Origin of the sequence: Paraburkholderia sp. RL17-337-BIB-A, assembly GCF_046025895.1 — a bacterium.
GTDB lineage: Bacteria > Pseudomonadota > Gammaproteobacteria > Burkholderiales > Burkholderiaceae > Paraburkholderia > Paraburkholderia fungorum_C.
The window spans coordinates 1,785,237-1,811,814 of the sequence record NZ_JARESY010000002.1 but is presented as its reverse complement, the minus strand read 5'-3'; the positions used below and the strand labels follow the sequence as shown (position 1 = coordinate 1,811,814).

At 62.2% G+C, this 26,578-nt stretch carries 22 protein-coding genes and 2 pseudogenes; 11 read left to right on the top strand and 13 right to left on the bottom strand.

The features are described from left to right. The first annotated feature begins 24 nt into the window (after nucleotides 1-24). Complete coding sequence (locus P0D84_RS49230; RefSeq protein ID WP_507028558.1) at nucleotides 25-732, top strand: HigA family addiction module antitoxin; 708 nt, start codon at nucleotides 25-27, stop codon at nucleotides 730-732. A 127-nt stretch (nucleotides 733-859) separates the two neighbouring features. Here the strand turns inward: P0D84_RS49230 and P0D84_RS28980 are convergent. The 4 genes and pseudogenes from P0D84_RS28980 to P0D84_RS28965 form a co-directional block, all read right to left on the bottom strand. Further along, nucleotides 860-1,725: pseudogene (locus P0D84_RS28980) on the bottom strand (SDR family oxidoreductase). 246 nt (nucleotides 1,726-1,971) lie between these two features. Beyond that, nucleotides 1,972-2,433, bottom strand: a complete 462-nt coding sequence (locus P0D84_RS28975) for a response regulator (RefSeq protein ID WP_408346089.1) — start codon at nucleotides 2,431-2,433, stop codon at nucleotides 1,972-1,974. Between the two features lie 467 nt (nucleotides 2,434-2,900). Continuing rightward, entirely contained in the window at nucleotides 2,901-4,574 is a 1,674-nt protein-coding gene (locus P0D84_RS28970; RefSeq protein ID WP_408342295.1) for an ATP-dependent DNA ligase, read from the bottom strand. A gap of 6 nt (nucleotides 4,575-4,580) precedes the next feature. After that, the gene (locus P0D84_RS28965; RefSeq protein WP_408346086.1) at nucleotides 4,581-5,753 is read right to left on the bottom strand and encodes a ligase-associated DNA damage response exonuclease; all 1,173 of its coding nucleotides are present in this window, start codon (nucleotides 5,751-5,753) and stop codon (nucleotides 4,581-4,583) included. A 175-nt stretch (nucleotides 5,754-5,928) separates the two neighbouring features. On the opposite strand from P0D84_RS28965, the gene P0D84_RS28960 reads away from it, so the two are divergent. The 4 genes from P0D84_RS28960 to zapE all read left to right on the top strand — a co-directional run bounded on the left by P0D84_RS28960 (nucleotide 5,929) and on the right by zapE (nucleotide 11,231). Beyond that, on the top strand, nucleotides 5,929-6,831 hold the full coding sequence (locus P0D84_RS28960; protein ID WP_408342293.1) for a YihY/virulence factor BrkB family protein: 903 nt from the start codon (nucleotides 5,929-5,931) through the stop codon (nucleotides 6,829-6,831). A 125-nt stretch (nucleotides 6,832-6,956) separates the two neighbouring features. Next, nucleotides 6,957-7,760, top strand: coding sequence for an alpha/beta fold hydrolase (locus P0D84_RS28955; RefSeq protein WP_408342291.1), 804 nt, complete (start codon nucleotides 6,957-6,959; stop codon nucleotides 7,758-7,760). Nucleotides 7,761-7,764: 4 nt separating this feature from the next. Beyond that, nucleotides 7,765-10,086 carry a PAS domain S-box protein gene (locus tag P0D84_RS28950; RefSeq protein ID WP_408342289.1) on the top strand — a complete coding sequence of 774 codons (2,322 nt, stop codon included), beginning with the start codon at nucleotides 7,765-7,767 and terminating at the stop codon, nucleotides 10,084-10,086. Nucleotides 10,087-10,121: 35 nt separating this feature from the next. After that, a complete protein-coding gene (zapE, locus tag P0D84_RS28945) occupies nucleotides 10,122-11,231 on the top strand; it encodes a cell division protein ZapE (RefSeq protein ID WP_408342287.1) in 1,110 nt (369 codons plus the stop codon). Nucleotides 11,232-11,458: 227 nt separating this feature from the next. Here the strand turns inward: zapE and tkt are convergent, their stop codons facing one another. The 4 genes from tkt to P0D84_RS28925 form a co-directional block, all read right to left on the bottom strand. Then, nucleotides 11,459-13,543 carry a transketolase gene (gene tkt, locus P0D84_RS28940; RefSeq protein WP_408342284.1) on the bottom strand — a complete coding sequence of 695 codons (2,085 nt, stop codon included), beginning with the start codon at nucleotides 13,541-13,543 and terminating at the stop codon, nucleotides 11,459-11,461. Nucleotides 13,544-13,835: 292 nt separating this feature from the next. Next, on the bottom strand, nucleotides 13,836-14,384 hold the full coding sequence (locus tag P0D84_RS28935; RefSeq protein WP_408342282.1) for a cupin domain-containing protein: 549 nt from the start codon (nucleotides 14,382-14,384) through the stop codon (nucleotides 13,836-13,838). A gap of 287 nt (nucleotides 14,385-14,671) precedes the next feature. Then, nucleotides 14,672-14,842: a hypothetical protein gene (locus P0D84_RS28930; RefSeq protein ID WP_408342280.1), complete on the bottom strand. Its 171-nt coding sequence runs from the start codon at nucleotides 14,840-14,842 to the stop codon at nucleotides 14,672-14,674. A 121-nt stretch (nucleotides 14,843-14,963) separates the two neighbouring features. After that, nucleotides 14,964-15,224 carry a hypothetical protein gene (locus tag P0D84_RS28925; RefSeq protein WP_408342279.1) on the bottom strand — a complete coding sequence of 87 codons (261 nt, stop codon included), beginning with the start codon at nucleotides 15,222-15,224 and terminating at the stop codon, nucleotides 14,964-14,966. Nucleotides 15,225-15,384: 160 nt separating this feature from the next. Between P0D84_RS28925 and P0D84_RS28920 the strand changes: the two genes are divergently transcribed. After that, a complete protein-coding gene (locus tag P0D84_RS28920; protein WP_408342277.1) occupies nucleotides 15,385-15,621 on the top strand; it encodes a hypothetical protein in 237 nt (78 codons plus the stop codon). A gap of 133 nt (nucleotides 15,622-15,754) precedes the next feature. Here the strand turns inward: P0D84_RS28920 and P0D84_RS28915 are convergent, their stop codons facing one another. Together P0D84_RS28915 and P0D84_RS28910 are read right to left on the bottom strand one after the other, a co-directional pair. Then, the gene (locus P0D84_RS28915) at nucleotides 15,755-16,000 is read right to left on the bottom strand and encodes a DUF6723 family protein (protein WP_408342275.1); all 246 of its coding nucleotides are present in this window, start codon (nucleotides 15,998-16,000) and stop codon (nucleotides 15,755-15,757) included. Nucleotides 16,001-16,011: 11 nt separating this feature from the next. Beyond that, entirely contained in the window at nucleotides 16,012-16,227 is a 216-nt protein-coding gene (locus tag P0D84_RS28910) for a hypothetical protein (RefSeq protein ID WP_408342273.1), read from the bottom strand. Between the two features lie 95 nt (nucleotides 16,228-16,322). Here P0D84_RS28910 and P0D84_RS28905 point away from each other — a divergent pair, with 95 nt between their 5' ends. Continuing rightward, nucleotides 16,323-18,671, top strand: coding sequence for an FdhF/YdeP family oxidoreductase (locus P0D84_RS28905; protein WP_408342271.1), 2,349 nt, complete (start codon nucleotides 16,323-16,325; stop codon nucleotides 18,669-18,671). Nucleotides 18,672-18,757: 86 nt separating this feature from the next. On the opposite strand, the pseudogene P0D84_RS28900 reads toward P0D84_RS28905, so the two are convergent. Further along, nucleotides 18,758-19,074 (bottom strand): annotated as a pseudogene (locus tag P0D84_RS28900) (hypothetical protein); the annotation flags it as partial. 105 nt (nucleotides 19,075-19,179) lie between these two features. On the opposite strand from P0D84_RS28900, the gene P0D84_RS28895 reads away from it, so the two are divergent. Both P0D84_RS28895 and P0D84_RS28890 read left to right on the top strand, forming a co-directional pair. Continuing rightward, a complete protein-coding gene (locus P0D84_RS28895) occupies nucleotides 19,180-20,406 on the top strand; it encodes an AAA family ATPase (protein WP_408342269.1) in 1,227 nt (408 codons plus the stop codon). Between the two features lie 35 nt (nucleotides 20,407-20,441). After that, nucleotides 20,442-22,202 (top strand): cobaltochelatase CobT-related protein, encoded by a 1,761-nt coding sequence (locus P0D84_RS28890; protein WP_408342267.1) that lies wholly within the window; start codon nucleotides 20,442-20,444, stop codon nucleotides 22,200-22,202. A gap of 68 nt (nucleotides 22,203-22,270) precedes the next feature. On the opposite strand, the gene P0D84_RS28885 is transcribed toward P0D84_RS28890, so the two are convergent. Both P0D84_RS28885 and P0D84_RS28880 read right to left on the bottom strand, forming a co-directional pair. Next, on the bottom strand, nucleotides 22,271-23,104 hold the full coding sequence (locus P0D84_RS28885) for a class II glutamine amidotransferase (protein ID WP_408342265.1): 834 nt from the start codon (nucleotides 23,102-23,104) through the stop codon (nucleotides 22,271-22,273). A gap of 73 nt (nucleotides 23,105-23,177) precedes the next feature. After that, nucleotides 23,178-23,855 (bottom strand): MarC family protein, encoded by a 678-nt coding sequence (locus P0D84_RS28880; RefSeq protein WP_408342263.1) that lies wholly within the window; start codon nucleotides 23,853-23,855, stop codon nucleotides 23,178-23,180. A gap of 346 nt (nucleotides 23,856-24,201) precedes the next feature. Between P0D84_RS28880 and P0D84_RS28875 the strand changes: the two genes are divergently transcribed. Next, the gene (locus P0D84_RS28875) at nucleotides 24,202-24,417 is read left to right on the top strand and encodes a DUF3311 domain-containing protein (protein WP_408342261.1); all 216 of its coding nucleotides are present in this window, start codon (nucleotides 24,202-24,204) and stop codon (nucleotides 24,415-24,417) included. Beyond that, nucleotides 24,414-25,889, top strand: coding sequence for a sodium:solute symporter family protein (locus tag P0D84_RS28870; RefSeq protein WP_408342259.1), 1,476 nt, complete (start codon nucleotides 24,414-24,416; stop codon nucleotides 25,887-25,889). Before P0D84_RS28875 ends, P0D84_RS28870 begins: the two co-directional genes overlap by 4 nt. Nucleotides 25,890-26,578 lie beyond the last annotated feature (689 nt).

Sequence of the window (26,578 nt, the reverse complement as noted above, 5' to 3'; positions counted from 1 at the left end):
ACCGGAGCCCGATGATGAGAATTTTTGAGCGCAGGGGGACGAACCGAACCGAGCGGAGCTGGCTGGCTGGCTGGCTGGATCAGCTATTATCAAGTAATAACGCTTGACGTTAATAACGCACCGCGTTATTATTCTGGAATGATTACTTCGTTCGCCTGTCGCGATACAGAAACCCTCTTCAAGGGCACTCGTATTGCCCGGTTCGCTAATATCGAAAAGGTGGCGATGCGCAAGTTGCAGCAGATTCATGCTGCCGCAACGCTTGAGTTTGTGCGCATTCCACCGGCGAACCGGCTTGAGTTGCTAAAAGGCGATCGGGCTGGCCACTACAGCATCCGGATCAACGATCAGTGGCGAGTCTGCTTCCAGTTCGAGGCAGGCCACGCAAGCGACGTTGGAATCGTCCGACTACCATTGAAGGAGAGTTTTATGTCCCGCCAAGTCCCACTCGCAACGCCCGGCGAAATTCTCGCCGAGGAATGGCTCGAGCCCATGCACGTTACCCAGTACGCGCTCGCCAAGGCCATCGGTGTGCCGGCGCGCCGTATCAACGAGATCGTAAAAGGCGAACGCGCGATCACGGCTGACACGGCTGTACGCCTCGGGGCATTCTTCGGCACGGACGCACAGAGCTGGATGAATTTGCAAACCCATTTCGATACGGTAATGGCACGCGAAAAGATCGGCGAAGAGACCATCAGGCAAATCGAGCAGCACCAGCTCGCCGCTTGAAGGGGTCGTTTATCGTCCGCAGCACCCTCGCTGCTACGACACTTCTTACATCTTCAATTTGATGTGCGGAGCGCATCGCGCCCTGGCTTGAGCAGAGCAGCAAGCCAGCACACACCATTCAAGAACCCTAAATAATCGGCGATCCGCCGGTGACCGCGATTGTCGCGCCGGAGATATAACTGGCTTCATCAGATGCCAGCATCACATACGCTGCCGCAAGTTCGGCAGGTTGGCCAGGCCGTTTCATCGGCACCTGCTCGCCGAACTTTGCCACTTTCTCGGGCGGCATCGTCGAGGGGATCAGCGGTGTCCAGATCGGCCCCGGCGCCACACAGTTCGCACGAATGCCCTGCTGCGCCAGTAATTGCGCAAGCCCGCCCGTAAAGTTCTGGATCGCGCCCTTGGTCGTCGCATAGGCATCAAGCCGGGACTCGGATGATCCGCGTTGATCGACGACGTGTTCACAATCGAAGCGCCCGGCTTCATGTGTTTGACTGCGGCACGCGTGATCCTGAACATGGCGCCGACGTTGGTATCGAAGGTTTTATCCCATTCTTCGTCGCTGATCGCTTCGAGCGACGGGTAGCTCATCTGATAGGCGGCGTTGTTGACCAGTACGTCGAGGCGGCCGAATGCTTCCACCGCCCGCTTGACGATCTCGTTGCAATGCTCGGGGCTTGTGATATCGCCACGCAGCAGCACGGCTTTACGACCCGCCTCTTCCACCCAGCGCGCGGTTTCGCGCGCGTCGTCGTCCTCGTCGAGATAAGCGATGAGCACATCCGCCCCTTCGCGTGCAAATGCAATGGCAACGGCGCGGCCGATCCCGCTATCGCCGCCGGTCACAATAGCGGCTTTGCCGGCGAGACGTCCGGAGCCCTTGTACGATTTCTCGCCATGGTCCGGTTGAGGGTTCATCTCCGCCGTGCGGCCGGGGGGTTGGATTTGCTGTTGATTGGGAAACGGCGGGCTGGGATAGTGCGCGTCGGTCATGACGAATCTCCAGAGTGCGAATGAACATACGCGACACGCGTCAGGCGCGCGGCGTTGCGAATGTCACAGCAATCAGCGGACCCGCGCGCACGCACAGTGCGCGAAGCGACGCGCTCACGGTGAACGTAAATGGAGAAACGAATAATGCGGACTCGACTCGACTTGCTACACCCCGAGGGAAAACATCATTAAGTATTTTTTTCAAACGTTTCAAGCTTTTCAACCCGCTGCAACTGCAGGTCGTCTTTAAGGTGGCCCAATCGCATGCAGCGCGGCGGCGGATTCAAGCACGCGCAAGAGCCGCTTCGGCGTCAAGGGTTTGGCGCAATGCGCATCGAAACCGGCGGCCTTGGCGCGCACGCGGTCTTCGCGCGAAGCGAACGCCGTACAGGCCACCAGCAGCATGTCCGAAGTCAGCGGGTCGGCCCGCAGGCGGCGAGCCAGCTCAAGGCCATCGAGGCCGGGCATCTTGATGTCGAGCACAACGGCGAACGGCTGCCACTCACAGGCCATCTCACAGACGGCGAGCGGATCTTCCAACGCGCGGCACTCGAAGCCATCGGCATCGAGCAGTATCTGCAAAGCGTCGGCTGCTTCACGGTAATCGTCGACCACGAGCACGCGGCGATTTGACGCCATCGCATACTGGATAGGCCGCCAGACTACGACGTCATCGTTCTCGTCCATTCTGTCGTCGAACGTCACCATATTCTCCTTGGCTTCTTCTCTCAGTGCCGTCTTCGGGTCTTTGGGCACTGCGGAACCGGTTCGCAAGATTCGCTCCTGCGGGGAAGCGAGCGCTCATTGCGCGCCAGGCGTTTGCTTCGGTTTTAACCCCGCTTCGCTCCGATGCGCCCACCACACCGACGTTACCTCCTCACCATAACTCACGGACTGCGTCGCCGCTTCCTGATTTATGCTCTCTTGACTCCTGCCGATACATCGTTGCAAGCACGGGATGTTGCGTTGAAGTATGGAAGTAGCGCACTTCCGTCGTGCATGCCGCCCTCGCCGCGTGCATTGCGCATAACTTCGCGTTCCACCTGCATCATTAGCCCGCTATATACGTGCGAATATAGTGGCGACGAGTTGGGGAAAACACGCAGTTATCGGTTGAATACGACGGTGAGATTGACCGCAATCACGGCAACGCGTGATGCAATCCGGCCTGCGGGTTATCCCGCGCGGTCGTCGATAAAACCCTTCAACATGGCGAGCGTATCGGCGTCGTCGATATGTTTATCGGTGCGCCAGCGCAGCATGCGCGGAAACCGCACCGCGACCCCAGACTTATGGCGCGGACTCGCCTGAATCCCCTCGAAACCGATTTCGAAGACCAGCGTCGGCGTCACGCTGCGCACCGGGCCGAATTTTTCGATCGTGGTCTTGCGCACGATCGCGTCCACCTGGCGCATTTCTTCATCGGTCAGTCCGGAATAGGCCTTGGCAAACGGCACGAGCGTGCGGACCCCGTTCGCTTCGTCCCAAACCGCGAAGGTGAAGTCGGTGTACAGGCTCGCACGCCGCCCATGACCGCGTTGGGCGTAGACCAGTACCGCATCCACCGCATAGGGATCGATCTTCCACTTCCACCATGTGCCGGACGCTTTGGTGCGGCCCACCCCGTACATCGATTCGCGTTGTTTCAACATCAGACCTTCTACGCCGCGTGCCCGGCTCTCGTCGCGCAGCTTCGCAAGCGCCGCCCAGTCCGACGCGGAAATCACCGGTGACACGCGTAAGAGATCGCGTGCGAACGTGCCGTCCAATGAAGTTGCAAGCGCATCGAGTTGCGCACGCCGCTCTGCCAGTGGCGTCATGCGCAGATCTTTGCCGTGCGCTTCGAGCAGATCGTAGGCGAGCAGCGTGGCGGGCGAATCGGCGAGAATTTTTTTGGTCAAGGTTTTGCGGGCGATCCGCGGTTGCAGTCGCGCGAACGGCAACGGCGACGCCGCGCCCGGCTCCCACGCGAGTATTTCGCCGTCGATCACGAAGCCGTCGGGCAACGCTTCACCGAGTGCCGCCACTTCGGGGAATCGCTCCGTAATCAGGTCCTCGCCGCGCGACCATAGCCATACGCGGCCGCCGCGATTCACCAATTGCGCGCGAATGCCGTCCCACTTCCATTCGATCTGCCAGTTCGACGGCTCGCCGAGCGTTGCCGGATCGGCCTGCAAGGGATGCGCAAGAAAGAACGGATAAGGCAGGCCGAGATCGCTGTCATGTATTTGCTCGCTGGATGGCGCATCACCGCCTGGCTCCGGCGCGATCAAACGCAGATACCGTGCCGCATCCGGTGTCTGTTGCGAGTCGGTCCAGCCGACCATGCGCTGCGCGATCCGCTTATGATCGACGCCCGCCACTGACGCCAGTGCCCGCACCACCAGTTGCCGCGCAACGCCAACCCGAAAGCCGCCGCCGATCAGTTTGGTCAGCAGAAAGCGGCCGCCCCAGTCGAGTTCGTCCCAATAGCTGAGCAATCGCACGCGTAATTCTTCCGGCGCCACGCCGCGTAGCGTTAGCACGCGTTGCTCGATCCATTGCGTGAGGCCGAGTTCGGTGCTGCGTTGCGCGGGCGGCAGGATATGCGCGATGGTTTCAGCCAGATCGCCGACTGCGTGATACGACTCCTCGAATAACCACTCCGGCAGGCCGGCGCGTTCACGGGCGATCTCGCTCAGGAGCCGCGTCGGTACAGATTGGCGTGGCTTGCCGCCGGCGAGAAAGTACGACGCCCACGCGGCATCCTCGGGCGCCGCGGCGGCGAAATAGCTGGTGAGCGCCTCGAGTTTGTCGTGCGTGGAGGTCGTCGCGTCGAGCGCGGTATAGAGAGCGGCGAAGCGTTTCATGAGTGTTTACGAACCGCCTGCTGCGTTGCCGGCGTCGTGCGCGTCATTCGCCGTTTGATTGATTTCGATACGTGCTGCGTCGTCCTCGCCGGTATCCTGGGTACTGGTTTGCGCGCCGTGCTCCGCGAGGGGTTCGTCCGCACCTGCGGCGTCCGCTTCAACCGTGTCGTCCCCGTATTGCGTTGCGAACGCGCCTGCCTCGAGGCCCTGCTCGCACAGCCAGCGCACCATCGGTTCGACCGAACCATGCGTAACGATTACACGTTCAGCCCCTGTCGCCTGAATCGCGCTTTGCAGGCTGGGCCAATCCGCGTGATCCGATAGCACGAAGCCGCGATCGACGCCACGTCTGCGCCGCGCGCCGCGCAGACGCATCCATCCCGAAGCGAATGCATCGCTATAGTCGCCGAAACGTTTGAGCCAGGCGCTGCCTTGCGCCGACGGCGGCGCCACGATCAGCGCGTGTCTGAAAGCCGCTTTATCTTTCGCCGGAATTTCGCTGACGAGACGCACCGGCGGCAAGCGCACGCCGGCGTCGCGATAGGCCCGATTGAGCGGCTCGACCGCGCCATGGCAGAAGAGCGGCCCGATTCCCGCATCGACACTGGCGAGCACGCGTTGCGCCTTGCCGAACGAATAGCAGAACAGCACCGACGCGCGCCCTTCTGCCGCGTTATGACGCCACCACGAATCGATGCCGTCGAAGATCGTTTGCGGCGCATCCCATCGATAGATCGGCAGACCGAAGGTCGATTCGGTAATGAAGGTATCGCAACGCACCGGTTCGAACGCGTCGCAGGTTGGATCCGGATCGAGCTTGTAATCGCCCGAGGCGACCCACACGCGGCCTTTGCACTCGATCCTGAGTTGCGAGGAACCCAGCACGTGCCCCGCGGGATGGAGTGACACGCTAGTGCCGCCAATCTCGAGCCGCTCGCCGTACGCAAGGGTTTGCAGCGTGATGCCGGGGAGGCGCGAAAGCAGCACGTTCGCGCCTGCCCGCGACGCGAGATAGTGCCGATGCCCAAAGCGCGCATGATCGGAATGCGCGTGCGTGATCACGGCCCGCTCAACGGGTTGCCATGGGTCGATGTAGAAGTCGCCAGACGGGCAATACAAACCCTCCGGGCGCGCGACCACGAGGTCAGCGAGTTCGGCTTGATCAGTCGCGTTGTTCATTGTGATTGGATGAGCCATTCTGCTGTCGATGCAGAGCAAACTACATTCCCGACGCCCCACGGCCCATGTATTCCATGTCCCTCAGGGGGTGGCTGCGTTCTTGCTTCAAATACAGGGTACGCGCCGAAACCTGCGGCTTTCCCAGCAGACGCGGTGACGCGCAACGTGAGGCACCATGCAATCCATCATCGACGAACACGCGCTGTATGTGGCGAAACATCCCGGCACGTTCATCCTGCAGACGCTGAAAGCTTTCCGCGCGAACCAGGGATTGCTGCTCGCGGGGGCGGTCGCGTATTACGCGCTATTGTCGATTGTGCCGCTGATGATCCTGATCGTGATCGTGTTGTCACGGCTCGTACCCCAGCACGTTCTGCTGGCGGCGCTGGCTCATCTGCTGCAGTGGCTCGTGCCGGGGCAATCCACGGCGCTGGTACACGAATTGGCCAACTTTCTGGCGCATCGCGCGGTGATCGGCTGGGTTCTGCTGCTGACGATGATCTTTTTCAGCTCGCTCGCCTTCACGGTGCTCGAGAATGCGATGTCGTTGATTTTCGTGCATCGCGTGGTAGTGCGGCGGCGGCACTTTTTGCTCTCCGCGCTGCTGCCCTATTGCTACATCCTTTTTCTCGGCGTCGGATTATTGATCGTGACATTCGTATCGAGCGGGCTGGAGGCCGTGGGCGCCGAAGGTATCGATCTGTTCGGCCTGCATGTTTCGTTACAGGGATTGTCGCGTGTGGTCTTGTATCTGCTTGGTCTCGCGGGCGAGATCTTTGTGTTGACGTCGATCTATATGGTCATGCCGGTCGGGCGGCCGTCGCTCAAACATGCGCTGTTCGGCGGCATTGTTGCCGCCGTGTTGTGGGAGATTACGCGGCATGTGCTGGTCTGGTATTTTGCCACCCTCTCCCAGGTGAGCGTAGTGTACGGTTCGCTCACCATGGCGATCGTGATCCTGTTCAGCCTGGAGTGGCTCGCTACCTTGCTCCTGTTCGGCGCGCAGGTGATTTCGCAATACGAACGATTTGGAATCGAGCCAGCTGAGGCGAAGCCGCAGGAAATCAAAACGGCGTGAGGCCCATCGTGCTCGTCCCGCCGCCTCTCACGCCCGGCTTTGCGGCAAGACTGCGGTAACATTGCCCCATCCATGCCGCACCTCGCGTATCCGCCGCTTAGGCCGGCAGGCCTCAGGACTCGACAATGAGCATCAGCAAGCGCAATAACGTAAAGATTTCCGGCAGCGGCGAGCGGACCATGGTGCTGGCGCACGGCTTCGGCTGCGATCAGACCATGTGGCGCTATCTCGTGCCCGCGTTCCACGACGAGTATCGCACCGTGCTATTCGATCTGGTCGGCAGCGGCGCGTCGGATCTGTCCGCCTACGACATCGGCAAATACGATTCGCTGCAGGGTTATGCCGACGACCTGATCGAAATCGTCAAGGAAGTCGCCAACGCGCCCGTGGTGTTCGTCGGCCACTCGGTGAGCGCGATGATCGGGTTGCTCGCCAGTCTGAAGGCGCCCGAGCTCTTTGCCGCGCAAATCATGGTGGGGCCGTCGCCCTGCTACGTGAATGACGGCGACTATATCGGCGGCTTCACGCGCGAGGATATCGAAGACCTGCTACGCACGCTCGAAAGCAATTACCTCGGCTGGTCGAGCACGATGGCGCCGGCCATCATGGGCGCGCCGGCGCAGCCCGAGCTCGGCGTCGAGTTGACCAACAGTTTCTGCCGCACCGACCCCGAGATCGCGCGGCATTTCGCGCGCGTCACCTTTCTCTCCGATCACCGTGCCATCCTACCGCGCGCCACCACGCCCACGCTGATCCTGCAATGCAGCGACGACATCATCGCGCCACGCGCCGTCGGCGAATACATGCAACGGATGATGCCCGCCAGTACGCTGCACATCATCGAGAACGTCGGCCATTGCCCGCATCTGAGCTCGCCTGGCGCGAGCGCCGCGGCCATGCACGCCTTTCTCGTGCCGCTGAGCCTGTAAGACGATGCAAAGCACGCAGCGTCCATTGCCGTCCGCCGATGCCTTGTTCGAGCACGCCGCCTGCGGCCTGCTGCTGGCCGCCTCCGACGGCCGGATCCTGCGCGTGAACGCAACCTTTTGCGGCTGGCTCGGCTATGAGGCGGCGGAGCTCGCCGAGGTGAAACATATTCAGGATCTGCTCACCGCCGGCGGCAAGGTGTTCTATCAGACGCATTGGTCGCCGCTGCTGCAAATGCAGGGCTCGGTGGCCGAGGTCAAACTGAACATGATGCATCGGGAAGGCCACATTGTGCCGATGCTGCTCAACGCAGTGCTGCGCCGTCATGGCGACAGCAGCTACCTCGAAGTGGCGGTGCTGATCGTCGCGGATCGTCACAAGTACGAGCAGGAGTTGCTGTTTGCGCGCCGCAACGCGGAAGCGTCGGTCGCCGCGCACAAACTCGCGCAGAAAGAGTTGCAGGAAAGCCGTGACGTGCTGAGCCTCGCCATGCGCGGCGCGCGCATGGGGGCATGGTCGCTCGAGCCGAAGTCGGGCAAGTTCTGGTGGAGCCGCGAACTGGAAGCGCTCGCGGGCTACGCCGAGGGACGCTTTGCGAACATGCCCCGTGGCTTTTTCGAACTGATTCATCCCGGCGACCTGATCGCGCTCAACGAGGCGGTCGACCATGCCGTGGCCAGCAGTGACGATTACGTGGCCGAGTTCCGCTTTCTGCATGCAAGCGGCGACTGGTGCTGGATGGAAGGCCGCGGCCGCGCCACCTACGACCGTCACGGCGAGCCAATGACGATCTACGGCCTCGGCACCGACATCACCGAACGCAAGGATGCGCAGACGGTGCTGCTGCGCCAGGCGGCGATTTTCGAGCACCTGAGCGACGCAATCGTCATCACCGGCCTGCGCGGCAACATCACCGATGTCAACGCCGGCGCCGAGCGCATGCTGGGTTATCGCATGCGCGAAATGCTCGGTAAGCCGATCGCGATCTTCCATCCGCCGGAAGACGCGTTGCGCATCCGCCGGGAAGCGCTCGCCGCCCTCGCCGCCGACGGCACGTGGCGCAGCGAACTGACTTTCGTACGGCGCGACGGCAGCCGCGGGGTCTGTGAAACGGTGGTCAAACCGCTGGCGAACGCACGCGGCGACATCTACGGCGCGGTCAGCGTGAGTCGCGACATCACCGGGCGCAGGCGTGCCGAACAGCAATTGCAGCGTCTGAATCTGGAACTCTCAAAGGCCGATCGCCGCAAGGACGAATTTCTCGCCACGCTCGCGCATGAGCTGCGTAATCCGCTCGCGCCGATGCGCAATGTACTCGAAATCCTGCGGCTGAAGGAATTTGCCGACCCGCAACTGAGCTGGTCTCGCGACGTGTTCGACCGGCAATTGCAACACATGACGCACCTGGTCGACGACCTGCTGGAAGTGTCGCGCATCACGCAGGGCAAGCTCGAATTGCGCAAACAACGGCTCGAACTCGCGCGCGCGATGCAGTCCGCCATGGAAGCGGCGCGGCCCACCGTGCAGGCATCGGCGCATCACCTGAGCGTGACCTTGCCGCGCGAGGCGCTCTATCTCGACGCCGATCCCACCCGCCTCTCGCAAATGATCCTGAACCTGCTGAACAACGCGGCCAAATACACGCCGCCCGGCGGCAGCATTTCGCTCGCCGCGGAGCGCGAAGGCGATGAAGCGGTGATCGTCGTGCGCGATTCGGGCATCGGTATTCCGCGCGAACATCTGGACAGCGTCTTCGAAATGTTCTCGCAACTCGCCCCGGCGCTGGAGCGCTCGCAAGGCGGCCTCGGCATCGGTCTCGCGCTGGTGCGCGGTCTCGCCGAACTGCACGGCGGCACGGTTGCCGCGTTGAGCAGCGGTCCGGGCAGCGGCAGCGAGTTCGTGATCCGTCTGCCGCTCTCGAAAGCGACGCCGGAGCAGGCCGACAGTGCACCGGCCGAGGTGCCGCGCTCGGCGGGCTTGCGCGTGGCGATCGTCGACGACAATGCGGACGCCGCCGACAGCCTCGCCATGGTGCTCGAACTCGAAGGCCACGAGGTGCGCACAGCCGGCGATGGCATTGCCGGCCTGGAGCTGATCGGTGAATTCGCGCCGCACGTGGTGATCCTCGACATCGGCTTGCCGCGCCTGAACGGCTATGAAGTGGCGCGGCGTATTCGCCTCGATCATCGCGACGCAGGCATGCTGCTGATCGCCGTCACCGGCTGGGGCCAGCAGCAGGACAAACAGGCCGCCGAACAGGCCGGCTTCGACCATCATTTCACCAAGCCGGTCGATCCGCGGGAATTGCAACGCGTGTTGAGCCGCTAACCGACTAACCGACTAACCGACGGAAAATTCGATTCATGCTCGATGAAGCTCAGGTACTCAACGCCCTCGCCGCGTGCGATATCGTTCCCGATGCAACGCAGCGCGATGCCATCGCGGCGCTGGTCGCGTTACTGGGCGCTCATGGACGGCACGCGAAACCGGCATCCGCGTCTGCGCATCAGGGCGTCTATTGCCACGGGCTGCCAGGCCGCGGCAAAAGTCTGGTGGTCGATACGGTGTTCGAGCTGGCAAGCTGCCGGAAGCGGCGCCTGCATTTTCACGAGTTTCTACGCGAGATGAACCGGCGTCTGGTGAGCGAGCCGCGCGGCGACGACCGGCTCGGGTCGGTCTCGCGACAATGGCTCGATGGTGTGGAACTGTTGTGCTTCGACGAATTTCATGTGCACGATATCGCCGACGCGTTCCTGATGGGCCGTTTTCTCGATACCGCGATCAGCCTCGGTACGCGCATCGTGCTGACCTCGAACTACGCACCGGACACCTTGCTGTCCGACCCCGAGTTTCACGAGCGTTTCCTGCCGACCATCGAACAGATCAAGCGTTGCTTCACCGTGATTCACTTCGACGGCGAACGTGATTACCGGTTCGGTGGCGAAGAAGCGGCGCTGCCGCATTTTTTTGCGCCGCTCGACGCGGCCACCGGCGACGCGCTGCTGCAAATTTTCGTGCGCTATGAAGGCAGCGAGACGCTGGAGCCTGCCACCGTCAGCGCGGCAGGCCGACCGCTCGCGGCACGCGCCGCGGGTGCCGCCTTGCTATGGGCGAACTTCGAGAACCTGTGCGTGGCGAGCCGTTCGCACCTCGATTATCTGGATCTCGCCGAGCAATGGCGCGGTCTGATTCTCGATCAGGTGCACACCGAATGGCTGGAGAAAGCCCACACATTGCAGCGGCTCATCTGGCTCGTGGATATTTTCTACGATCGCAAATGCGCACTGTTCATCGCGTCCAATCAGCCGATCGAGGCGGCGCTAAGCGGACTCGAAGGGGCGCACGATCTGTCGCGAACGCTCAGCCGGCTCGCTGAAATGCAATCGCGTGGGTATCGCAGCACGCTCGACGGCACGCATCGTTCAACGAATGTGGGTGACGTAGCCGCGCCGACTGTTGCTCAAGCGTTGTGACGTTGTGAAGTCGCGCGTCAGCAAACGCGCCTGGTCGCGTGCAGAATCTGATGGCCTTGGCCGAGGCGGATACGAGCAGCAAGGCGCCGGTTGTGACGATTCCCGCGAACTAGCCGCGCTTGAGCGGCCAAACTCGCGGCTATAAGAGGCGAATAAACAGCCGGCGGTCATCACGCCGCCGGCTTCTTCTCTACCCACAACGTCTCAATCGCGCAGACGCCCTATTTCTACTCCTGGCTGCGCTTGCCCTTTACTCGTGCAATCTGCTGCTTCGCCGCGTCATAGACACGTTCCGGGGTGAAGCCGAACTTCTTCTTCAGATCGGAGAGCGGCGCGGACGCGCCGAACGTATGCATCACCACCTGCGCGCCGAGCCGCCCGACATAACGGTCCCAACCGAGCGATGCCGCCTGTTCGACCGCGACGCGCGCATCCACGTCGGATGGCAGCACGGAGTCCTGATACGCCTCGTCCTGGCGCTCGAACAGATCCCACGACGGCATCGACACCACCCGTGCCGCGATCCCTTCGCTCTTGAGCTTTTCATACGCGTCGACGACCAGTGACAGTTCACTGCCCGTGGCGAGCAAGATCACCTCGGGTTTCTGTCCGTCGGGCGCATCGGCGAGCACATAACCGCCCTTCTGCACCCCTTCGGCCGACGCATAGCGCGTGCGGTCCAGGGTCGGCAACGCCTGACGCGACACGACAATGCACGACGGCCGCCGCGGATGCGACATCGCCACGCGCCATGCTTGCGCGACTTCGTTCGCGTCGCCCGGGCGCAGCACGGTCAAGCCCGGCACGCCGCGCAGCGAGGCCAGCTGCTCGATCGGCTGATGAGTCGGACCATCTTCGCCGACGCCGATCGAATCGTGCGTGAACACGTAGATGGCCGGCACTTCCATGATTGCCGAGAGGCGGATCGGCGGCTTCATGTAGTCGCTGAAAATCAGGAACGTCGAACCGAATGGCCGCAAATTCGACAACGCAAGGCCGTTGACGGCGGCGCCCATGCCGTGCTCGCGAATGCCGAAGTGCAGGTTGACCCCGCCATAATTGTCGTGCTCGAAGCTGCCCGCGCCTTCGAATTTCAGATTCGTTTTGGTGGACGGCGAGAGATCGGCCGCACCGCCGATCATCCATGGCACGCGCGCGGCAATCGCGTTGAGCACCTTGCCCGACGATTCACGCGTGGCGACGCCCTTCGGGTCGGCATCGAAGGTTGGAATGTCTTTGTCCCAGCCCGCCGGCAATTCATGGGCTTCCATCTGCGCGAATTCACGCGACAGTTCCGGGTATTGCTTGACGTAGGCGTCGTACTTTGCCTGCCATTCCTCGCGCGCCGTCTTGCCGCGCGCGCCGATGCCTTGCGCGAAGCGTTCATGCACGCCATCCGGCACATAGAAGAATTTGTCTTCGGGCCAGCCATAGAACTTCTTGGTCAGCGCCACTTCTTCGACACCGAGCGCCTCGCCATGCGCGGCGGAGGTGTCCTGCTTATGCGGCGCGCCCCAGCCGATGATGCTGTGGACCACGATCAGCGTCGGCCGGTCGGTGATGCTTTTTGCTTCGACGAAGGCGGCTTCGAGCGCGGCAGCGTCATTCGCGTCGTTCACATGCAGCGTGTGCCAGTTGTAACCGCGAAAGCGGCTCTCCACATCGTCGCTATAGGCGAGATCAGTGTGGCCTTCAATCGTCACGCGGTTACTGTCGTAGATCCAGATCAGATTCGATAGCTTCAGATGCCCTGCGAGCGAGGCCGCTTCGTGCGAGATGCCTTCCATCATGTCGCCGTCGCCGCATAGCGCGTAGACGCGATAGTCGAACAGCGGCGCATCGGGCTTGTTGAAATGGCTTTCGTACCAGCGTGCCGCCATCGCCATGCCGACGCTATTGCCCAGCCCCTGGCCGAGCGGCCCGGTGGTCGTCTCCACACCGGTGGTCATGCGGTACTCGGGGTGCCCCGGCGTCTTGCTGTCGATCTGGCGGAAATGTTCGATGTCATCCAGCGACACGGCGGGCGAGCCGGTCGGCTTGCCCTCGTCGTCCACGGCCTTCACGTTCGCCAGATGCAGCAGCGAGTACAACAGCATCGAGGCGTGCCCCACCGACAGCACGAAGCGGTCGCGGTTGGGCCACAGCGGCTCGTCCGGGTCATAGCGAAGGTGGTTTTGCCATAGATGATATGCAACCGGTGCTAGTGCCATCGGCGTGCCGGGGTGACCGGAATTGGCCTTTTGCACAGCGTCCATCGATAGTGTGCGAATCGTGTTGATGCACAGCTGATCGAGGGCGGGATCGTTTTGCATGGGGACACTCCTTGTTCGGCGGTTGGAGATATCGCCGGGGCGCAGGATGGGCGTGGCCGGCGACCGGTGTTCGGCTTGACGAGCGTGGAACGACACATGAAGACCGCAAGGCCTATCGATGATGCGCCGATGCGCGCAAATCTGCACGGCGCTTTACATCCGCAGCGCGTTGCATCGCGTATTGCATTGCGCAATGAATCGGCTTCCACCGATGATCGGAGACGGTTCTTTCAGACAGCTTGCGGTTTTGCGTGAGCTCAAAAGCTGCCGCAATCAAGTCCTTCCGCTGCGATCAGGCCGCAGCATGCAGCCAGTGTTCGGTCAGCGGGCCACGCTTGCCGTCGATCGGATCCATGGCGGGGAATGGCAAGGCGTCCATCGTCGCCTGCTCCTCCGGCGTGAGGGCTTCGCGGCGGATATCCCACTGCTGGCCTGCCGGATAGCCGGCCACTACCTGGAAGTGGCGCGCGAACGATTGCAGACAATGACCCGTGCCCGCGGGCAGCAGCAAGGCGTCGCCCGCGGATATTTTCACCACACGTCCGCCGGGGCCGCCGACGATCACTTCGGCGGAGCCGTCGGTCACACCGAGTACTTCATGCGCGGTCGCATGAAAATGGTGGTAGTCGAAGATCCCGTCGCGCCATTGCGGCGGCCAGTCATTGTTTTCGAACAGAATCTCGAACGCCGCGGCGAGGTCGCCGCTGTCCGGCGCGAGCGCGCGGTGGTAGAGGATGACTGGCAACGTGCGGTTATTCGGCACCCAGCCGTGCGGCTCCAGCATGAATGCTTCGTACCCGGTCTGAGCCGCGTCGAATCCATGCTTCGAATCGTTGTACATGGTCAACTCCTTTGCTTGCTGGCGCGCGTAAGGTGTGTCTGCCGCGCGTGACGCGGGCGGATGCGGTTGCGTCCCGCCAGCGTCCCGTGATGTCGTTGCGGGCGGTTCCTGCCGCTCGCGCGCCGAATGCGGGAATCCGTGCAGCGCTGCATAAAACGCGCCCGCTTTTTTACGCGCGTGCTGCTGAAACGCACGGCGTGCAGCGCTGCGGTCGCGGATAAATTTTCCAAACATATGACGATATTCCCGTAGCGAGCACCACGCGCAGTTCAGTGCGTGCGGTTCAATCATCCGCCGCCAATGCCTTGCAGCACCTTCCCCGTCCCGCCGCAAATCGCGCACTGGGCGCCTTCCACCTTGCCGGTTCCGTGGCAGGCCTGGCAGGTGTCTTCGCCGACGCCGGGTGCGTCGGGCGATGCTTCGTCGCCGGGATTCAGCGGCTCGTTGTCCTGTGGCATGTGTTTCCCCGTTCGATGTTCTGCTTCGTGATGCGCGCGGTGCGTAAGGCGCTTTGGTCGCTCAAGTTGCTCGGATCGCTCAGATCGCTTAGTTGATCATCTGCGTCGATTGCGCGCCGCGTCACTTCTTGCCCTGCGACTCGCGACCGCCGCCGCCCGGCGGCTCGGCATGTGTACCGGTGCCCAGCGGGACCTCGGCGGTTTGCTTTGGACACTCGCTCGAACGCTGCGGATTGGTCTGCGCGGCGACCTCGGTTTGTTCTACTGGCTCGATGCCAAGCGGACTGGGCTCGACGTAATGGGTGCCGCTGGGTTTGCTGCGTACTTTCGGGTCCGCTGCTTCGCGTTCTGCGTTGGGGCCTTCGGGTTTGCTGTCCTGCATGGTGCGCTCCTTGAAGTCGGCTGCTACATCATGGGGTGCAGCAACAACCGGTCCCTCTCCGCAACAACCGTCTCGCCAATTCGGCAGGCGCCCGTGGGCACGGGCGTTGCGGCACCCATGCTGAAGGTCTGGACCATTTTTTGTAAAAAAGGAGAGCGTCATGACGATCACGACGATTCGCGTTTCGGATACCGAAGTGCAAGTTGAACGGACCCTGTACACCTTCTCGCAGAAAACCGACGCCGATGCTTTCCAGCGCTGCCTGGCCGATACCTCGATCGATAGCTGCTATCGGAACCATCCGCCGGTGTCGGTGCGTCCCAGGGTGCCGGACGAGCATCCGGACGATCCGAGCCGCGGCAGCACGATTTCGCCTTCGCTCGGCGGGATGCCTTGAGGCCGTGCGCAAGATCGTCGTTTCACCGTTGTTGGGATTCCACGCCGACGGCGGACCAACTGCATTAATGGGTTTAAATACATCGCCGGGCTTTCAATACAGCGCCGCACAGGGCCCGGCGCTCCTGCCCCGGTTACTTTTCCGGGGCCGCGCGGTCGGCGGCCACGATCTCTCGACCGTAATCGATCGCGGCGCGGCGTGCCTCGTCGGCGGTCGCGTAGGGGCCGATCTGCGGCGCACCGTCGAATGGAAACAGAATCCGTCTGTCAGCTTTTCTGACGACCTTCAGTCCACCTACGTAACGGCCGTCGCCTGTTCCGTGATAGCTGGCGTAAATCTCGAAGTCGTCGTCAGCAACGTCGGCCTTATGTCGCGCCATGTTTATTTCCCTTATCCCTGCACCGTGGGTGCGTCAATTCCGGTGTCGTATTGCGCCGTCGGATGCCGTAGCGGCAGCGAGCGCGTGCCGACGTCGAGCAATACCTGTTCCACACGATGCAGGTACTGGCGAAGCGCGCACAGACCGGCGCGCAGGCCAAACCGCTCAACGCACGAATAAGCAGGTGCAAACAGTGCGAGCCTGGCACCCGCTGCGTCCTGGCTCAACGCGTTGTAAGCGCAAATTAAGACGCTGGTCCGGGAATTGCGCGCGCCTGATGCAAACCGGTTGACCCAACCGCGTCGATCCGCCAGGAGCCAGCATGAGCACCGAAGACATCACCGAACACGCGACTGACACCGGCACCGACACCGCGCCCATCAAGCCGTACCGCCACCCCGCAGGCGGTTGGGGGTCGCTCAAGGCGGTCGCGACGATCCTCGTGCAGGAACACGTGGCATTGAACGGCAGCCGCATACTCTCGCATCAGAACAAAGCGGATGGCTTTGCGTGCGTGAGCTGTTCGTGGGCCAAACCGGCGGACCCGCACCTGTTCGAGTTCTGCGAAAACGGCGCAAAGGCCACCGCGTGGGAAATCACCAACAAGCGCATCGACACCGGCTTCTTCGCCGACCATACCGTGAGCGAGCTTCAATCGTGGAGCGGCCTCGAACTGGAATCGCGCGGCCGCTTGACCGCGCCGACGCGCTGGGACGCCGCCACCGATCGTTACGTGCCCACGACGTGGCAACACGCATTCGCTGAAATCGGTAGCGAACTGCGCGCGCTGGATCCGAACGAAGCGGTGTTCTACGCGTCGGGGCGTGCGTCGCTGGAAACCTCGTACATGTATGCCCTGCTCGCCCGCATGTACGGCACCAACAATCTGCCCGACAGCTCGAACATGTGTCACGAGAGCACTTCGGTCGGCTTGCCGAAGAGCATCGGCGCGCCGGTCGGCACCGTGCAACTCGAAGACTTCGAACATACGGATTGCATGCTGTTCTTCGGCCACAACACCGGCACGAACGCGCCGCGCATGTTGCATCAGTTGCAGGATGCGCGTAAGCGCGGCGTGGAAATCATCACCTTCAATCCGCTCAGGGAGCGCGGGCTCGTCAGCTTCGCCAATCCGCAGTCGCCGCTTGAAATGCTCACGCCGAGAGAAACGCAGATCAGCACGCAATACCATCAGGTGAAGATCGGCGGCGATGCGGCAGCGATTGCCGGACTGTGCAAACTGCTGATCCAATGGGACGACGAGGCGCAACGCGACGGCACGCAGCGGGTGCTCGACGCGGGCTTCATCGCCGAACATACGCATGGCTTCGAGGCGTTCGCCGAGTCCATGCGCGCGACAACGTGGGAAGAGATCGAACGCCACTCGCAACTGACGCGCGCGGCGCTTGAAGCGGCGGCACGTGTCTACGCGCAAGCGAACGCCGCGATGGTGCTGTACGGCATGGGGATCACGCAGCATCGCAGCGGCGTGCACAACGTGCAGATGCTGTCGAATCTCCTGCTACTGCGCGGCAATATTGGCCGGCCCGGCGCCGGCATCTGCCCGATTCGCGGTCATTCGAATGTGCAAGGACAGCGCACGGTCGGTATTACCGAAAAACCCGAACTCGCGCCGCTCGACCAGCTGAAAGAACTCTATGGCTTCGAGCCGCCGCGCGAGAAAGGCATGACCACCGTCGAGGCTTGCCAGGGCGTGCTCGACGGCAAGGTCAAAGCGTTCATCGGTCTCGGCGGGAATTTTCAGGTGGCGATCCCCGATCATCACGTGATGGACCCGGCGTGGCGGCAGCTCAGGCTCACCGTGCAGATCGCCACCAAGCTCAACCGCAGCCACCTGCTGCACGGCGAGGTTGCGTACTTGCTGCCGTGCCTTGGGCGCATTGAAATCGACGCGCAGGCGAGCGGCGAACAGTGGGTCAGTGTGGAGGACAGTACGGCGTGCGTACATGGTTCGCACGGGATGGCTGAGCCTGCCAGCGACATGCTGTTGTCGGAGCCGGCGATCGTTGCGGGCATCGCCAAGGCGCTATTGCCCGGCAATCCGAAGGTGGATTGGGATGCATGGGTCGGCGACTATGCGCTCGTGCGCGACGCCATCGAGCGCACTTATCCCGACCAGTTTCAAGATTTCAACCAGCGCTTCAGACAGCCGGGTGGTTTTCACCGGCCATTGCCAGCCTGCAAGCGCGAATGGAAAACGGAAAACGGCAAGGCCAATTTCATCGTGCCTGATACGCTCGATGAAGATGCCGATATGCCGTCGACCGGCCCCGACGTGCTGCGCCTGATGACGACGCGTGGAGACAGCCAGTTCAATACGACCGTCTACACACTCGACGACCGTTTTCGCGGCGTGTACGGCACGCGCGACGTGCTGCTGATGCATCAGGACGACTTGGTGCGCCTCGGATTCGCAGAGGGCGACGCTGTGTGCATCTCGACCGTCTTCAACGACGGCGTGACGCGCGAAGTGGATGGCATGCGCGTGCATGCATTTGATATTCCAAGAGGTTGCATCATGGGCTACTACCCTGAATGCAACCGCCTGATCCCGCTCTCGCATCACGCGAAATCGAGTCAGGTGCCGGCGTCGAAATCGATTCCGGTGCGTTTGCGCAAGTCGGCGGTGGTCGAAGGAGCCGCCGCCTGAGTGCGGGAACAGCACGACAGTGTGCCCGCGCCGATCCGGCAGTAAAAAAGGCGCACCGGTTTAAAGCCGCTGCGCCTTTTTCGTTGCTACCCACGTCCGGAATGTATCGCAGGCCGTTGTACGGTATTCGCCACGTCAAAACTGATAAGCAGCTCCCCCACATACGCGCCAGTCTGCGATTCTCCCGCGAGTGGACTCGTGTTATTCGCGGCATCGCGCGGCGATGCTTCAAGCGAAAAATTCGAGTTGCTGCCGTTGCGCGCGTAACCCACCGTGCCGTACGAAGGTGCTGGATCTTCACCGCGTCGAAATGCACATAGGCGCCGACGAAATATTCACGCGACGCCTGGAAGATGTTGCTAAAGCGGCCATTGCCGTCGCGCAGTTCATCGTAAATGCCCTGCCAGGAGATCGAAAGGTACGCACGATAAAATAGACGGTCATTCGGCCTCAGCCAAATCGAAACAGCATTCCTTGTTTTTTGACCACTTATCATTTGCCATTTGCCATGAACGCGCCAGAATTGACCGAAGACGAACACTTGGGCCTTTACCAACGCGCGACCGAAAACGGCGCGGAATGGTGGCGCGTCAGCGTGGCGGACCGGCCGGAAAACTATCGGCTTGAGCATGGCGTCGATGACAGCAACGGCGCCGGATCGGTCGATATCGATCTGGTGGTCGACGGGGAAAACCTGCGCGCCAAGCTGAAGAAGTGGCGCCGCGAAGGCTTCGCGATCGATACGCCCGACGCCGCGAGCGAAGCGGGCGCGGCCGGACGGGTGGCGTTCATGCCTGAGTTGCAGCGCGTCGCGGCGCGGGCCTTGGCGGCGAAAAGCCGTCTGCAGAGCGAAGACACGGCCGAAACCGTGCGCATCGGTCATGTCGACGTGCCTTGCGGCGTCGACAATCCGCTCGTGCCGCGCATCAATCCCGCCTATCTGTTCTCCGAGCGCTTTAACGACATCGTCGAGGATATTGTCGAGAACCGGCGCGTCATGCTGATCGGTCACACTGGCGCCGGCAAGACCAGCCTGATCGAACAGGTCGCCGCGCGTTCGCACCACGGCGTGTTGCGCTCGAATATGAATGGGCAAACCACGGTCGGCGATTTTGTCGGTTTCTGGACGGTCAAGGGCGGCGAGACGATCTGGGTGGACGGCGTGCTGCCCACGGCCATGCGTGAAGGCTTGTGGCTGATCGTCGACGAAATCGACTTCGCCGAACCGTCGATTCTCGCCGCGCTCACCGCCGTGCTCGAACCGCACGGCCGCCTCGTGCTGAAAGAGAAAGGCAATGAGATCGTCGCGCCGCATCCCGCGTTCAGGCTGTTCGCCACGGCGAATGCGGTCGGTGCGATGAGCCAGTTCCGTCATCTGTATCAGGGCTCGAATCTGATGAACGAGGCGTTTCTCGATCGCTGGCGCGTCTACATGCTGGACTATCTGACGCCCGCCGAAGAAGCCGACGTGCTGATGGGTACCCTCGCCCCGCATATGACACGCGCGCTCGCCACCACCCTCGCCGCGATTGCCGCCGACTGCCGCGCGGCATTCGCCCGCGAAGACCTGTCGAGTGCGTTCTCGACGCGGCGCCTGCTCGACTGGGCCGAGCTGATGCTGCGCACCGGCGACCCCGAACGCGCCGCCGGTCCCGCGATTTACGCGAAGGTCAGTCCGGAAGACGCGGCGCTGATTCGCGGCATCGTTCGCCATCACATCGCGCCGGCCGGCTGACGCGGCCAGTGAGCACACCGAGCACCACAGGCACAATGAACGCCAGGCACACATCGCATGCAGCGCGCGACACGCGAGGCTTCGCGTTCGAATCGACGCTCAGCAAAGTGGCACGCGTACTGACCGGGCAGTACGGCGTGACCGTCGCCTTCAGTCCGGATGGGCCGCGTGTGGAACCCGGGCGCATCGTGATTCCCGACTATGAGTTGAGCGGCGGCGTCGAGCGCGACGTGCTGATCGGTTATCTGGATCTGCTGGTGGCGCGCGCCAAGCATTCGTCGCTCGCGCAGATCGACGCGCTGCCGCGCGGCGTCGCGGCGAATCTCGCGCAAGTGATCGAAGACCGCCGCGTGTGCACGCAATTGCTCGATGAATATCCGGGCGCGCGCTGGTTCATCGGCAAACTGCGTGTGCATGCCGCCGAGCAGGCGCGGCAGCGCTGGCCCAAGCTGCACTGGCGCGACCGGCTGGTGTGGCTGGTGGAGCGCGCGCTATGGGACGAGCAACCGAGCTTGACCGAAGCGAGCCATTCACTGCTGGCCGCGCTGCACGCCGCGCAGGATCTGCTGGAGGAGGCGCGCAGCAGCCGTTCGACAGCGCATAGCATCGCCGCGGCGCAAGCCTTGGTGGCGCGCGTGCGGGCTTTGTCGGCGGGCAATGTCAACAGCATGGTGTTCACCGCGGATGCGGTGGAAGACATCGATACGGAAACCGCCGCTTTTTCGTCCGAGCCGCTCAGCGATGACGACACCACCCTGCCCGACCAGGACAGCGCAGCCTCGCCGCCGTCCGACCAAAGCGGTGGCGCGCAAGCGGACAATGCGGTGGGCATGGGGCAATCGCTCGCCGATGCGCAGCAAGCGTCGGCCCGCTCCGAAGGCGAAGCAGGCGCGGCGGCAGATTCAGCTCGCAGGCTGCTATCGATTCCGTTCGCCACCGAATTCGACGAAATCACCGACTTGACTGGCCAGGGCGACAGCACGACATGGCGCGAACTGCGCGCGCAGGCCCGCGCGGATACCGCGCCGCTCAAGGAAAAACTCGAACGCGCGCTAAGCGCCGACGAGCGCACCCGTTGGCGCCGCGAACAGGAACGCGGCGAGATCGACCGCACCTCGCTCGCGAAGCTCGCGACGTCGCCTGGCTACCGCACGCCGTTTCGCACGCAGCGCGCGGCCAAAGGGCGCGACGTCGCCGTGACCTTGCTGATCGATCGCAGCGGTTCGATGGCCGGGCGCAAGATCGAGCTCGCGCGGCTGTGTGCGACCGCGCTGTGCGATGCGCTGACGCAGTTGTCGTTCGACTGCGAAGTGCTCGGCTATTGCTCGCTCGAATCCGCGCCGATGAAGCAGCTCTATGAGCGGCAACGGGCGGCCGGCGCCGATTTGGGGCGCTATAACCGCCTCGTCGAACGGCTCGATCTGAAAGTCTACAAACGCTTTGGCGCGATCGATCTGAGCGGGATCGCCGCGATCGATTGCGGCCACGAGAATCCGGACGGCGAGGCGCTGGCCTGGGCCGCGACGCGGCTCGCGGATCATCAGGCCGAGCGGCGCATCCTGATCGTGTTCTCGGACGGCTATCCGTCGACCGGCGACGGCGATCCGCAGGTGTTGCGCAGCGATCTGCGCGAACGCGTCGCGGCGATCCAGAAACGCGGCATCGAACTGGTGGGCATCGGCGTCCTGACCGATGCGGTCGAGGATTTCTATCCACACAACGTCGTGGTGAGCCGCCTTGCCGAATTACCGTCGACGGTGTTCTCGGTATTGAGTTCCATGCTGCTGACGCGCTGACGCCTGCGTCATGACGGCATCAAATGCATTCAACGTATCTTCAGCTAGCGCACGCCATTGATGCGGCGCTACACCAGTTTAGGTTCGAACGGATACTGCTCGATCTCGCCGCCCCGCGCGACCACCGCCGTGCTCTCCGGGATCTCCTTCCACCAGCCCGGCAAATCCGCGAGCGGCTCCGACAACACCAGGAACGCGTCCTCGCCGGCCGCCACGATGCGTGGGTCGTCCGGATACAGCTCATGCAGCTGCCGGAACGAGCTACTGTGAAAAAGCGAGCGCGACTGCCCTTCGCTCGAATACCGCACCGCGACGATCTGCTCGCCGTCGGTTGCGCAAACGGTCATGTTCAACGGCTCATCGACGCCGTGTTTGCGCCCGATGTCCTCGACGAAACCCACCATTCGTTCTATCGCGGTAACGGGCGCCAGCTCCAGGCCGAACGTCAGCGCGAGAAAAAACAGCACCTCGGAATCCGTCGAGCCTTCGATGGACGGAAACAGTTCAGGATCGATCGCCAGCATCAGGTCGCGCCGCACCTTCGGATAGTCGCGCACCAGCCCGTTATGCGCGAAGAGCCACCGGCCATGGCGGAACGGATGACAGTTGGTTTCTTGCGACGGCGTGTCGGTCGCCGAGCGCACGTGCGCGACGAACAGCGGCGCGCGGATCGCCCGCGCGGCCTCGCGCAGATTGCGGTCGCTCCATGCGGGCTGAATGCAGCGATAGCGGAACGGAATATCGGTCGGATGACCGTACCAGCCGATGCCGAACCCATCGCCGTTCGTGGTGGTGTGGCCGAGCCGCGAATGCAGACTCTGGTCGATCAAGGAGTGTTTGGCGTTGAACAACACCGTTTCGAGTTGAAGCGGGTTGCCGGTATAAGCGAGCCAGCGGCACATAAACTTCCCTCCTGTTGCGACGCGATGTGTGACGAACCTCGCGCAACCTCGAACAGCCGCGCGCCGCCGTTCGCTATTTGACCACGGGTTGCATCTGGGCGATGGGTATCAGGAACTCCGAAAAACCGGTCAGGATAATCTGCACGCCGATGCACAGCAGCAGAAATGACGAGACGCGCATCGCGACCTTGGTGCCGTCCACGCCGAGATACTTGGCGAAAACCACCGCGCGGCTATAGATCAGGTAGACGGTTGCCGCTACCAGGATCGAGATCACCACCGAAGCGATGCTCGACAGCACGAATGCCGAGAGCTTATGCGTGCGGTTCGCGGTCAGCGCGATGGCGGTGGCGATCGAACCCGGCCCGGTGGTGAGCGGAATGGTGAGGGGGAAAAACGCCTTCGACATGGCGTTATCCGAATCCACGCGCTTGACGGCCGGCTGCTCGGCCGGTTGCGTGTCCGGCGCATTGAGCATCTGCCAGCCGCCGACGGCGACCGCGAGGCCCCCACCGATACGCAAGGCCTGCATGGAAATGCCGAAGAAATGGAGAATCGGCGTGCCGACAAAGAAGGCGACGAGCATCACGCACATGACGTTGAAGGCGATTTTCTTGGCGAGCGCGGTACGGTCTTCCGTGGTGAGCGATGCGGTCCGGTCGAGAAAGACGAAGGCCATGCCGATTGGGTTGATGATGCTGATCAACCCGGTGAAGCCAAACAGGATATCCGAGATCAGACTTTCGACCATATGCGATCCGTTTCGGGCGACGGCTCGGGCGGGCTGATTGACTGACTGCCCCCGGCGCGCCGCGCTGAGTTGAATTGCTGGACGCCTTCGGGTTGTCCAGAGTGGTGCTCGCGTTGCGTGGGTCAGATCATATCGTGGCGCGGCATGCGCATTCGAAAAAAGGGTGGCCACACAAGCAGCGCGCGGCGTTGCACCGCAGCAGAGCGGTGCCGGAAGATGCGCGCACAACTTTCAGAAAGCCTACACTTTTTTGACTTGCTTTACGCAATAGAAGCATCGGGCATACAGTCCCCAGCGAAGCTGCACTTTCAACGAGACGTAATTACCCCTTCGAGGAGTTGTCCCTATGTTGCTTCGCGTACTCGCCGCGCTGCCGTTCGTCGGCATGCTGCTCGGCGTTCCGTTTGTGAATCGTGTCGAGCCGCTGGTGCTCGGCATGCCATTCGTGCTGGCCTGGATCGTCATGTGGGTGGTGTTGAGTTCGATCATCATGGCGATCGTCTACCGTCTGGATCCCACCAATCGTCAGCTCGCCGTGGACGGCGAGGAGGCCCGGCCATGAGCGCACTCGTCATCATTGCGGCCATTACGCTGTTTGCGCTGTACCTGGGCGTGCGCGCGCGGCGCGGCCACGACATGAATCTCGAACAGTGGACCGTGGGCGGCCGCAGTTTCGGCACCGCGTTCGTGTTCCTGCTGATGGCGGGCGAAATCTACACGACCTTCACCTTCCTCGGCGGCAGCGGCTTTGCTTACGGCAAAGGCGCGCCGGTCTACTACATTCTTGCCTACGGCACGCTGGCGTACATCATCTCGTACTGGATGCTGCCGCCGATCTGGCGTTACGCGAAACAACACCGTCTCGTTTCGCAGCCGCACTTCTTCGCGCGCAAGTACGACAGCCCGGCGCTTGGCACGCTCGTCGCGCTGGTCGGCGTGGCAGCGCTGATTCCGTATCTCGTGCTGCAACTCAAGGGCCTCGGCATCATCGTGGCAACGGCCTCGTATGGCGCGATTTCGTCGACGGCGGCTGTATGGATCGGCGCCGGCGTGGTGACGTCCTATGTGATCGTTTCCGGCGTGCGCGGTTCCGCGTGGAATTCGGTGGTGAAGGACATGCTGATTCTGGCGATCGTGCTGTTCCTCGGCATTTATCTGCCGTTGCACTACTACGGCGGCTTCAGCGACATGTTCCGGGCCATCGACGCCGCGCGTCCGGGGTTCCTGACCTTCCCGGCCAAGGGGTCGAGCGTGACCTGGTTCCAGTCGACGGTGCTCCTGACCGCGCTGGGCTTCTTCATGTGGCCGCACACATTCGGTTCGATTTTCACGGCGAGGGACGAGCGTATTTTCCGGCGTAACGCGATGGTGCTGCCGCTGTACCAGTTGATCCTGCTGTTCGTGTTCTTTGTCGGTTTTGCGGCGACGCTGAAGGTGCCGGGCCTGAAGGGTGGCGACATTGACCTGTCGTTGTTCCGCCTGTCGTTGCAGACGTTCGACCCGTGGTTAGTCGGCGTGATTGGCGCGGCGGGGATTCTGACGGCGCTGGTACCGGGATCGATGATTTTGACGTCGGCGTCCACGCTGCTTGCCAACGACGTGTATCGCGGCATGGTGAGCCGCAATGCATCGGATGCGACGGTGACCAAACTCGCGCGCTTCCTGGTGCCGGCAGTGGCGCTGGTGGCTGTGGGTTTTACGCTGCATGGTGGAGAGACGATCGTGGCATTGCTGCTGATGGGGTACAACTTCGTGACCCAGCTGTTTCCGGCGGTGATCTGCAGTTTGCTGCCGAAGAATCGCGCGACCAAGCAAGGCGCGTTTTGCGGGATTCTTGCGGGGGTTGCGGTGGTGGCGGTGACGACCATGATGCATTTGAGTATTGGGCAGTTGATGCCGTTTTTGTCTGATGCTCTTAAGGATGTCAATATTGGGTTTTTGGCGCTTGCTGTGAATGTGGTTGTTTTTGCTGTTGTTAGTGCTGTTACGCGGCCGCGGGCTGTTGAGGGAGGGCAGGCTTCTTCAGTGCACTGAGGGTGGGCGCCTGCGGCGGTGGTTTTTTTGGGGGTTTTTTTTGCCTCCGCGGCGCTTATTGTTTGTTTGCCTACGGTGTTGGGTTTCCTTGGGCTGGGTGCCCGGCGCCGTGCTTATCTTCTGTCTGCCTACGGCGTTGGCCTTTCCCTGAGTTGTTTGCCTGCGCGGCGCTTGTTTGTCTGTGCTTTTATGGCGGTGGCCTTTCCTTGAATTGATATTGGTCTATTAGCGTTGCCCCTGTGCGGGGCGGCACTTACTTTCTTTGCCGCCGCAAAGAAAGATAAGCAAAGAAAGCGGCTCAAACCGCCAGCTCATAAGCGGGTCCCCCGCACAGTCGCGGTAGTGGCGCATCTGGAATCCGTGTTCTCGCACATTCCGCATTGGTGACACAGCAGTCATACTTCCGGCGGCGCTGCGCGCGCCGAAGGGCACTTCTTGAAACCGTCCGCTGCATTTTCGCGCTCATGCTTCATTTGGCGTAGTGGCTCGGCGAGTATCGTGTATATCGCATCTTCACCTCTGCCTCTCTGCCTCTCTGTCTCTCTGCCTCTGTCTCTCTGCCTCTGCCTCTCTGACTCTGCCTCTGCCTCTGCCTCTGCTTTTGTCTCTCTGCCTCTCTGTCTGTTGTCCCAGGGGGTATCGCCGAGGCGAAGCCGATGGCTCCCCAACCGTGTTGAAACGAAGCTCAA

What these genes read in the sequence shown, in the direction of transcription:
- P0D84_RS28895 (WP_408342269.1), top strand. Translation starts at nt 19,180, where the DNA reads ATGAACGCGCCAGAATTGACCGAAGACGAACACTTGGGCCTTTACCAA.
- P0D84_RS28920 (WP_408342277.1), top strand. Translation starts at nt 15,385, where the DNA reads ATGACGATCACGACGATTCGCGTTTCGGATACCGAAGTGCAAGTTGAA.
- P0D84_RS28965 (WP_408346086.1), bottom strand. Translation starts at nt 5,753, where the DNA reads ATGAACAACGCGACTGATCAAGCCGAACTCGCTGACCTCGTGGTCGCG.
- P0D84_RS28880 (WP_408342263.1), bottom strand. Translation starts at nt 23,855, where the DNA reads ATGGTCGAAAGTCTGATCTCGGATATCCTGTTTGGCTTCACCGGGTTG.
- P0D84_RS28960 (WP_408342293.1), top strand. Translation starts at nt 5,929, where the DNA reads ATGCAATCCATCATCGACGAACACGCGCTGTATGTGGCGAAACATCCC.
- P0D84_RS28935 (WP_408342282.1), bottom strand. Translation starts at nt 14,384, where the DNA reads ATGTACAACGATTCGAAGCATGGATTCGACGCGGCTCAGACCGGGTAC.
- P0D84_RS28905 (WP_408342271.1), top strand. Translation starts at nt 16,323, where the DNA reads ATGAGCACCGAAGACATCACCGAACACGCGACTGACACCGGCACCGAC.
- P0D84_RS28885 (WP_408342265.1), bottom strand. Translation starts at nt 23,104, where the DNA reads ATGTGCCGCTGGCTCGCTTATACCGGCAACCCGCTTCAACTCGAAACG.
- P0D84_RS28925 (WP_408342279.1), bottom strand. Translation starts at nt 15,224, where the DNA reads ATGCAGGACAGCAAACCCGAAGGCCCCAACGCAGAACGCGAAGCAGCG.
- P0D84_RS28950 (WP_408342289.1), top strand. Translation starts at nt 7,765, where the DNA reads ATGCAAAGCACGCAGCGTCCATTGCCGTCCGCCGATGCCTTGTTCGAG.
- P0D84_RS28875 (WP_408342261.1), top strand. Translation starts at nt 24,202, where the DNA reads ATGTTGCTTCGCGTACTCGCCGCGCTGCCGTTCGTCGGCATGCTGCTC.
- P0D84_RS28870 (WP_408342259.1), top strand. Translation starts at nt 24,414, where the DNA reads ATGAGCGCACTCGTCATCATTGCGGCCATTACGCTGTTTGCGCTGTAC.
- P0D84_RS28930 (WP_408342280.1), bottom strand. Translation starts at nt 14,842, where the DNA reads ATGCCACAGGACAACGAGCCGCTGAATCCCGGCGACGAAGCATCGCCC.
- zapE (WP_408342287.1), top strand. Translation starts at nt 10,122, where the DNA reads ATGCTCGATGAAGCTCAGGTACTCAACGCCCTCGCCGCGTGCGATATC.
- tkt (WP_408342284.1), bottom strand. Translation starts at nt 13,543, where the DNA reads ATGCAAAACGATCCCGCCCTCGATCAGCTGTGCATCAACACGATTCGC.
- P0D84_RS28915 (WP_408342275.1), bottom strand. Translation starts at nt 16,000, where the DNA reads ATGGCGCGACATAAGGCCGACGTTGCTGACGACGACTTCGAGATTTAC.
- P0D84_RS28970 (WP_408342295.1), bottom strand. Translation starts at nt 4,574, where the DNA reads ATGAAACGCTTCGCCGCTCTCTATACCGCGCTCGACGCGACGACCTCC.
- P0D84_RS28890 (WP_408342267.1), top strand. Translation starts at nt 20,442, where the DNA reads ATGAACGCCAGGCACACATCGCATGCAGCGCGCGACACGCGAGGCTTC.
- P0D84_RS28955 (WP_408342291.1), top strand. Translation starts at nt 6,957, where the DNA reads ATGAGCATCAGCAAGCGCAATAACGTAAAGATTTCCGGCAGCGGCGAG.
- P0D84_RS28975 (WP_408346089.1), bottom strand. Translation starts at nt 2,433, where the DNA reads ATGGTGACGTTCGACGACAGAATGGACGAGAACGATGACGTCGTAGTC.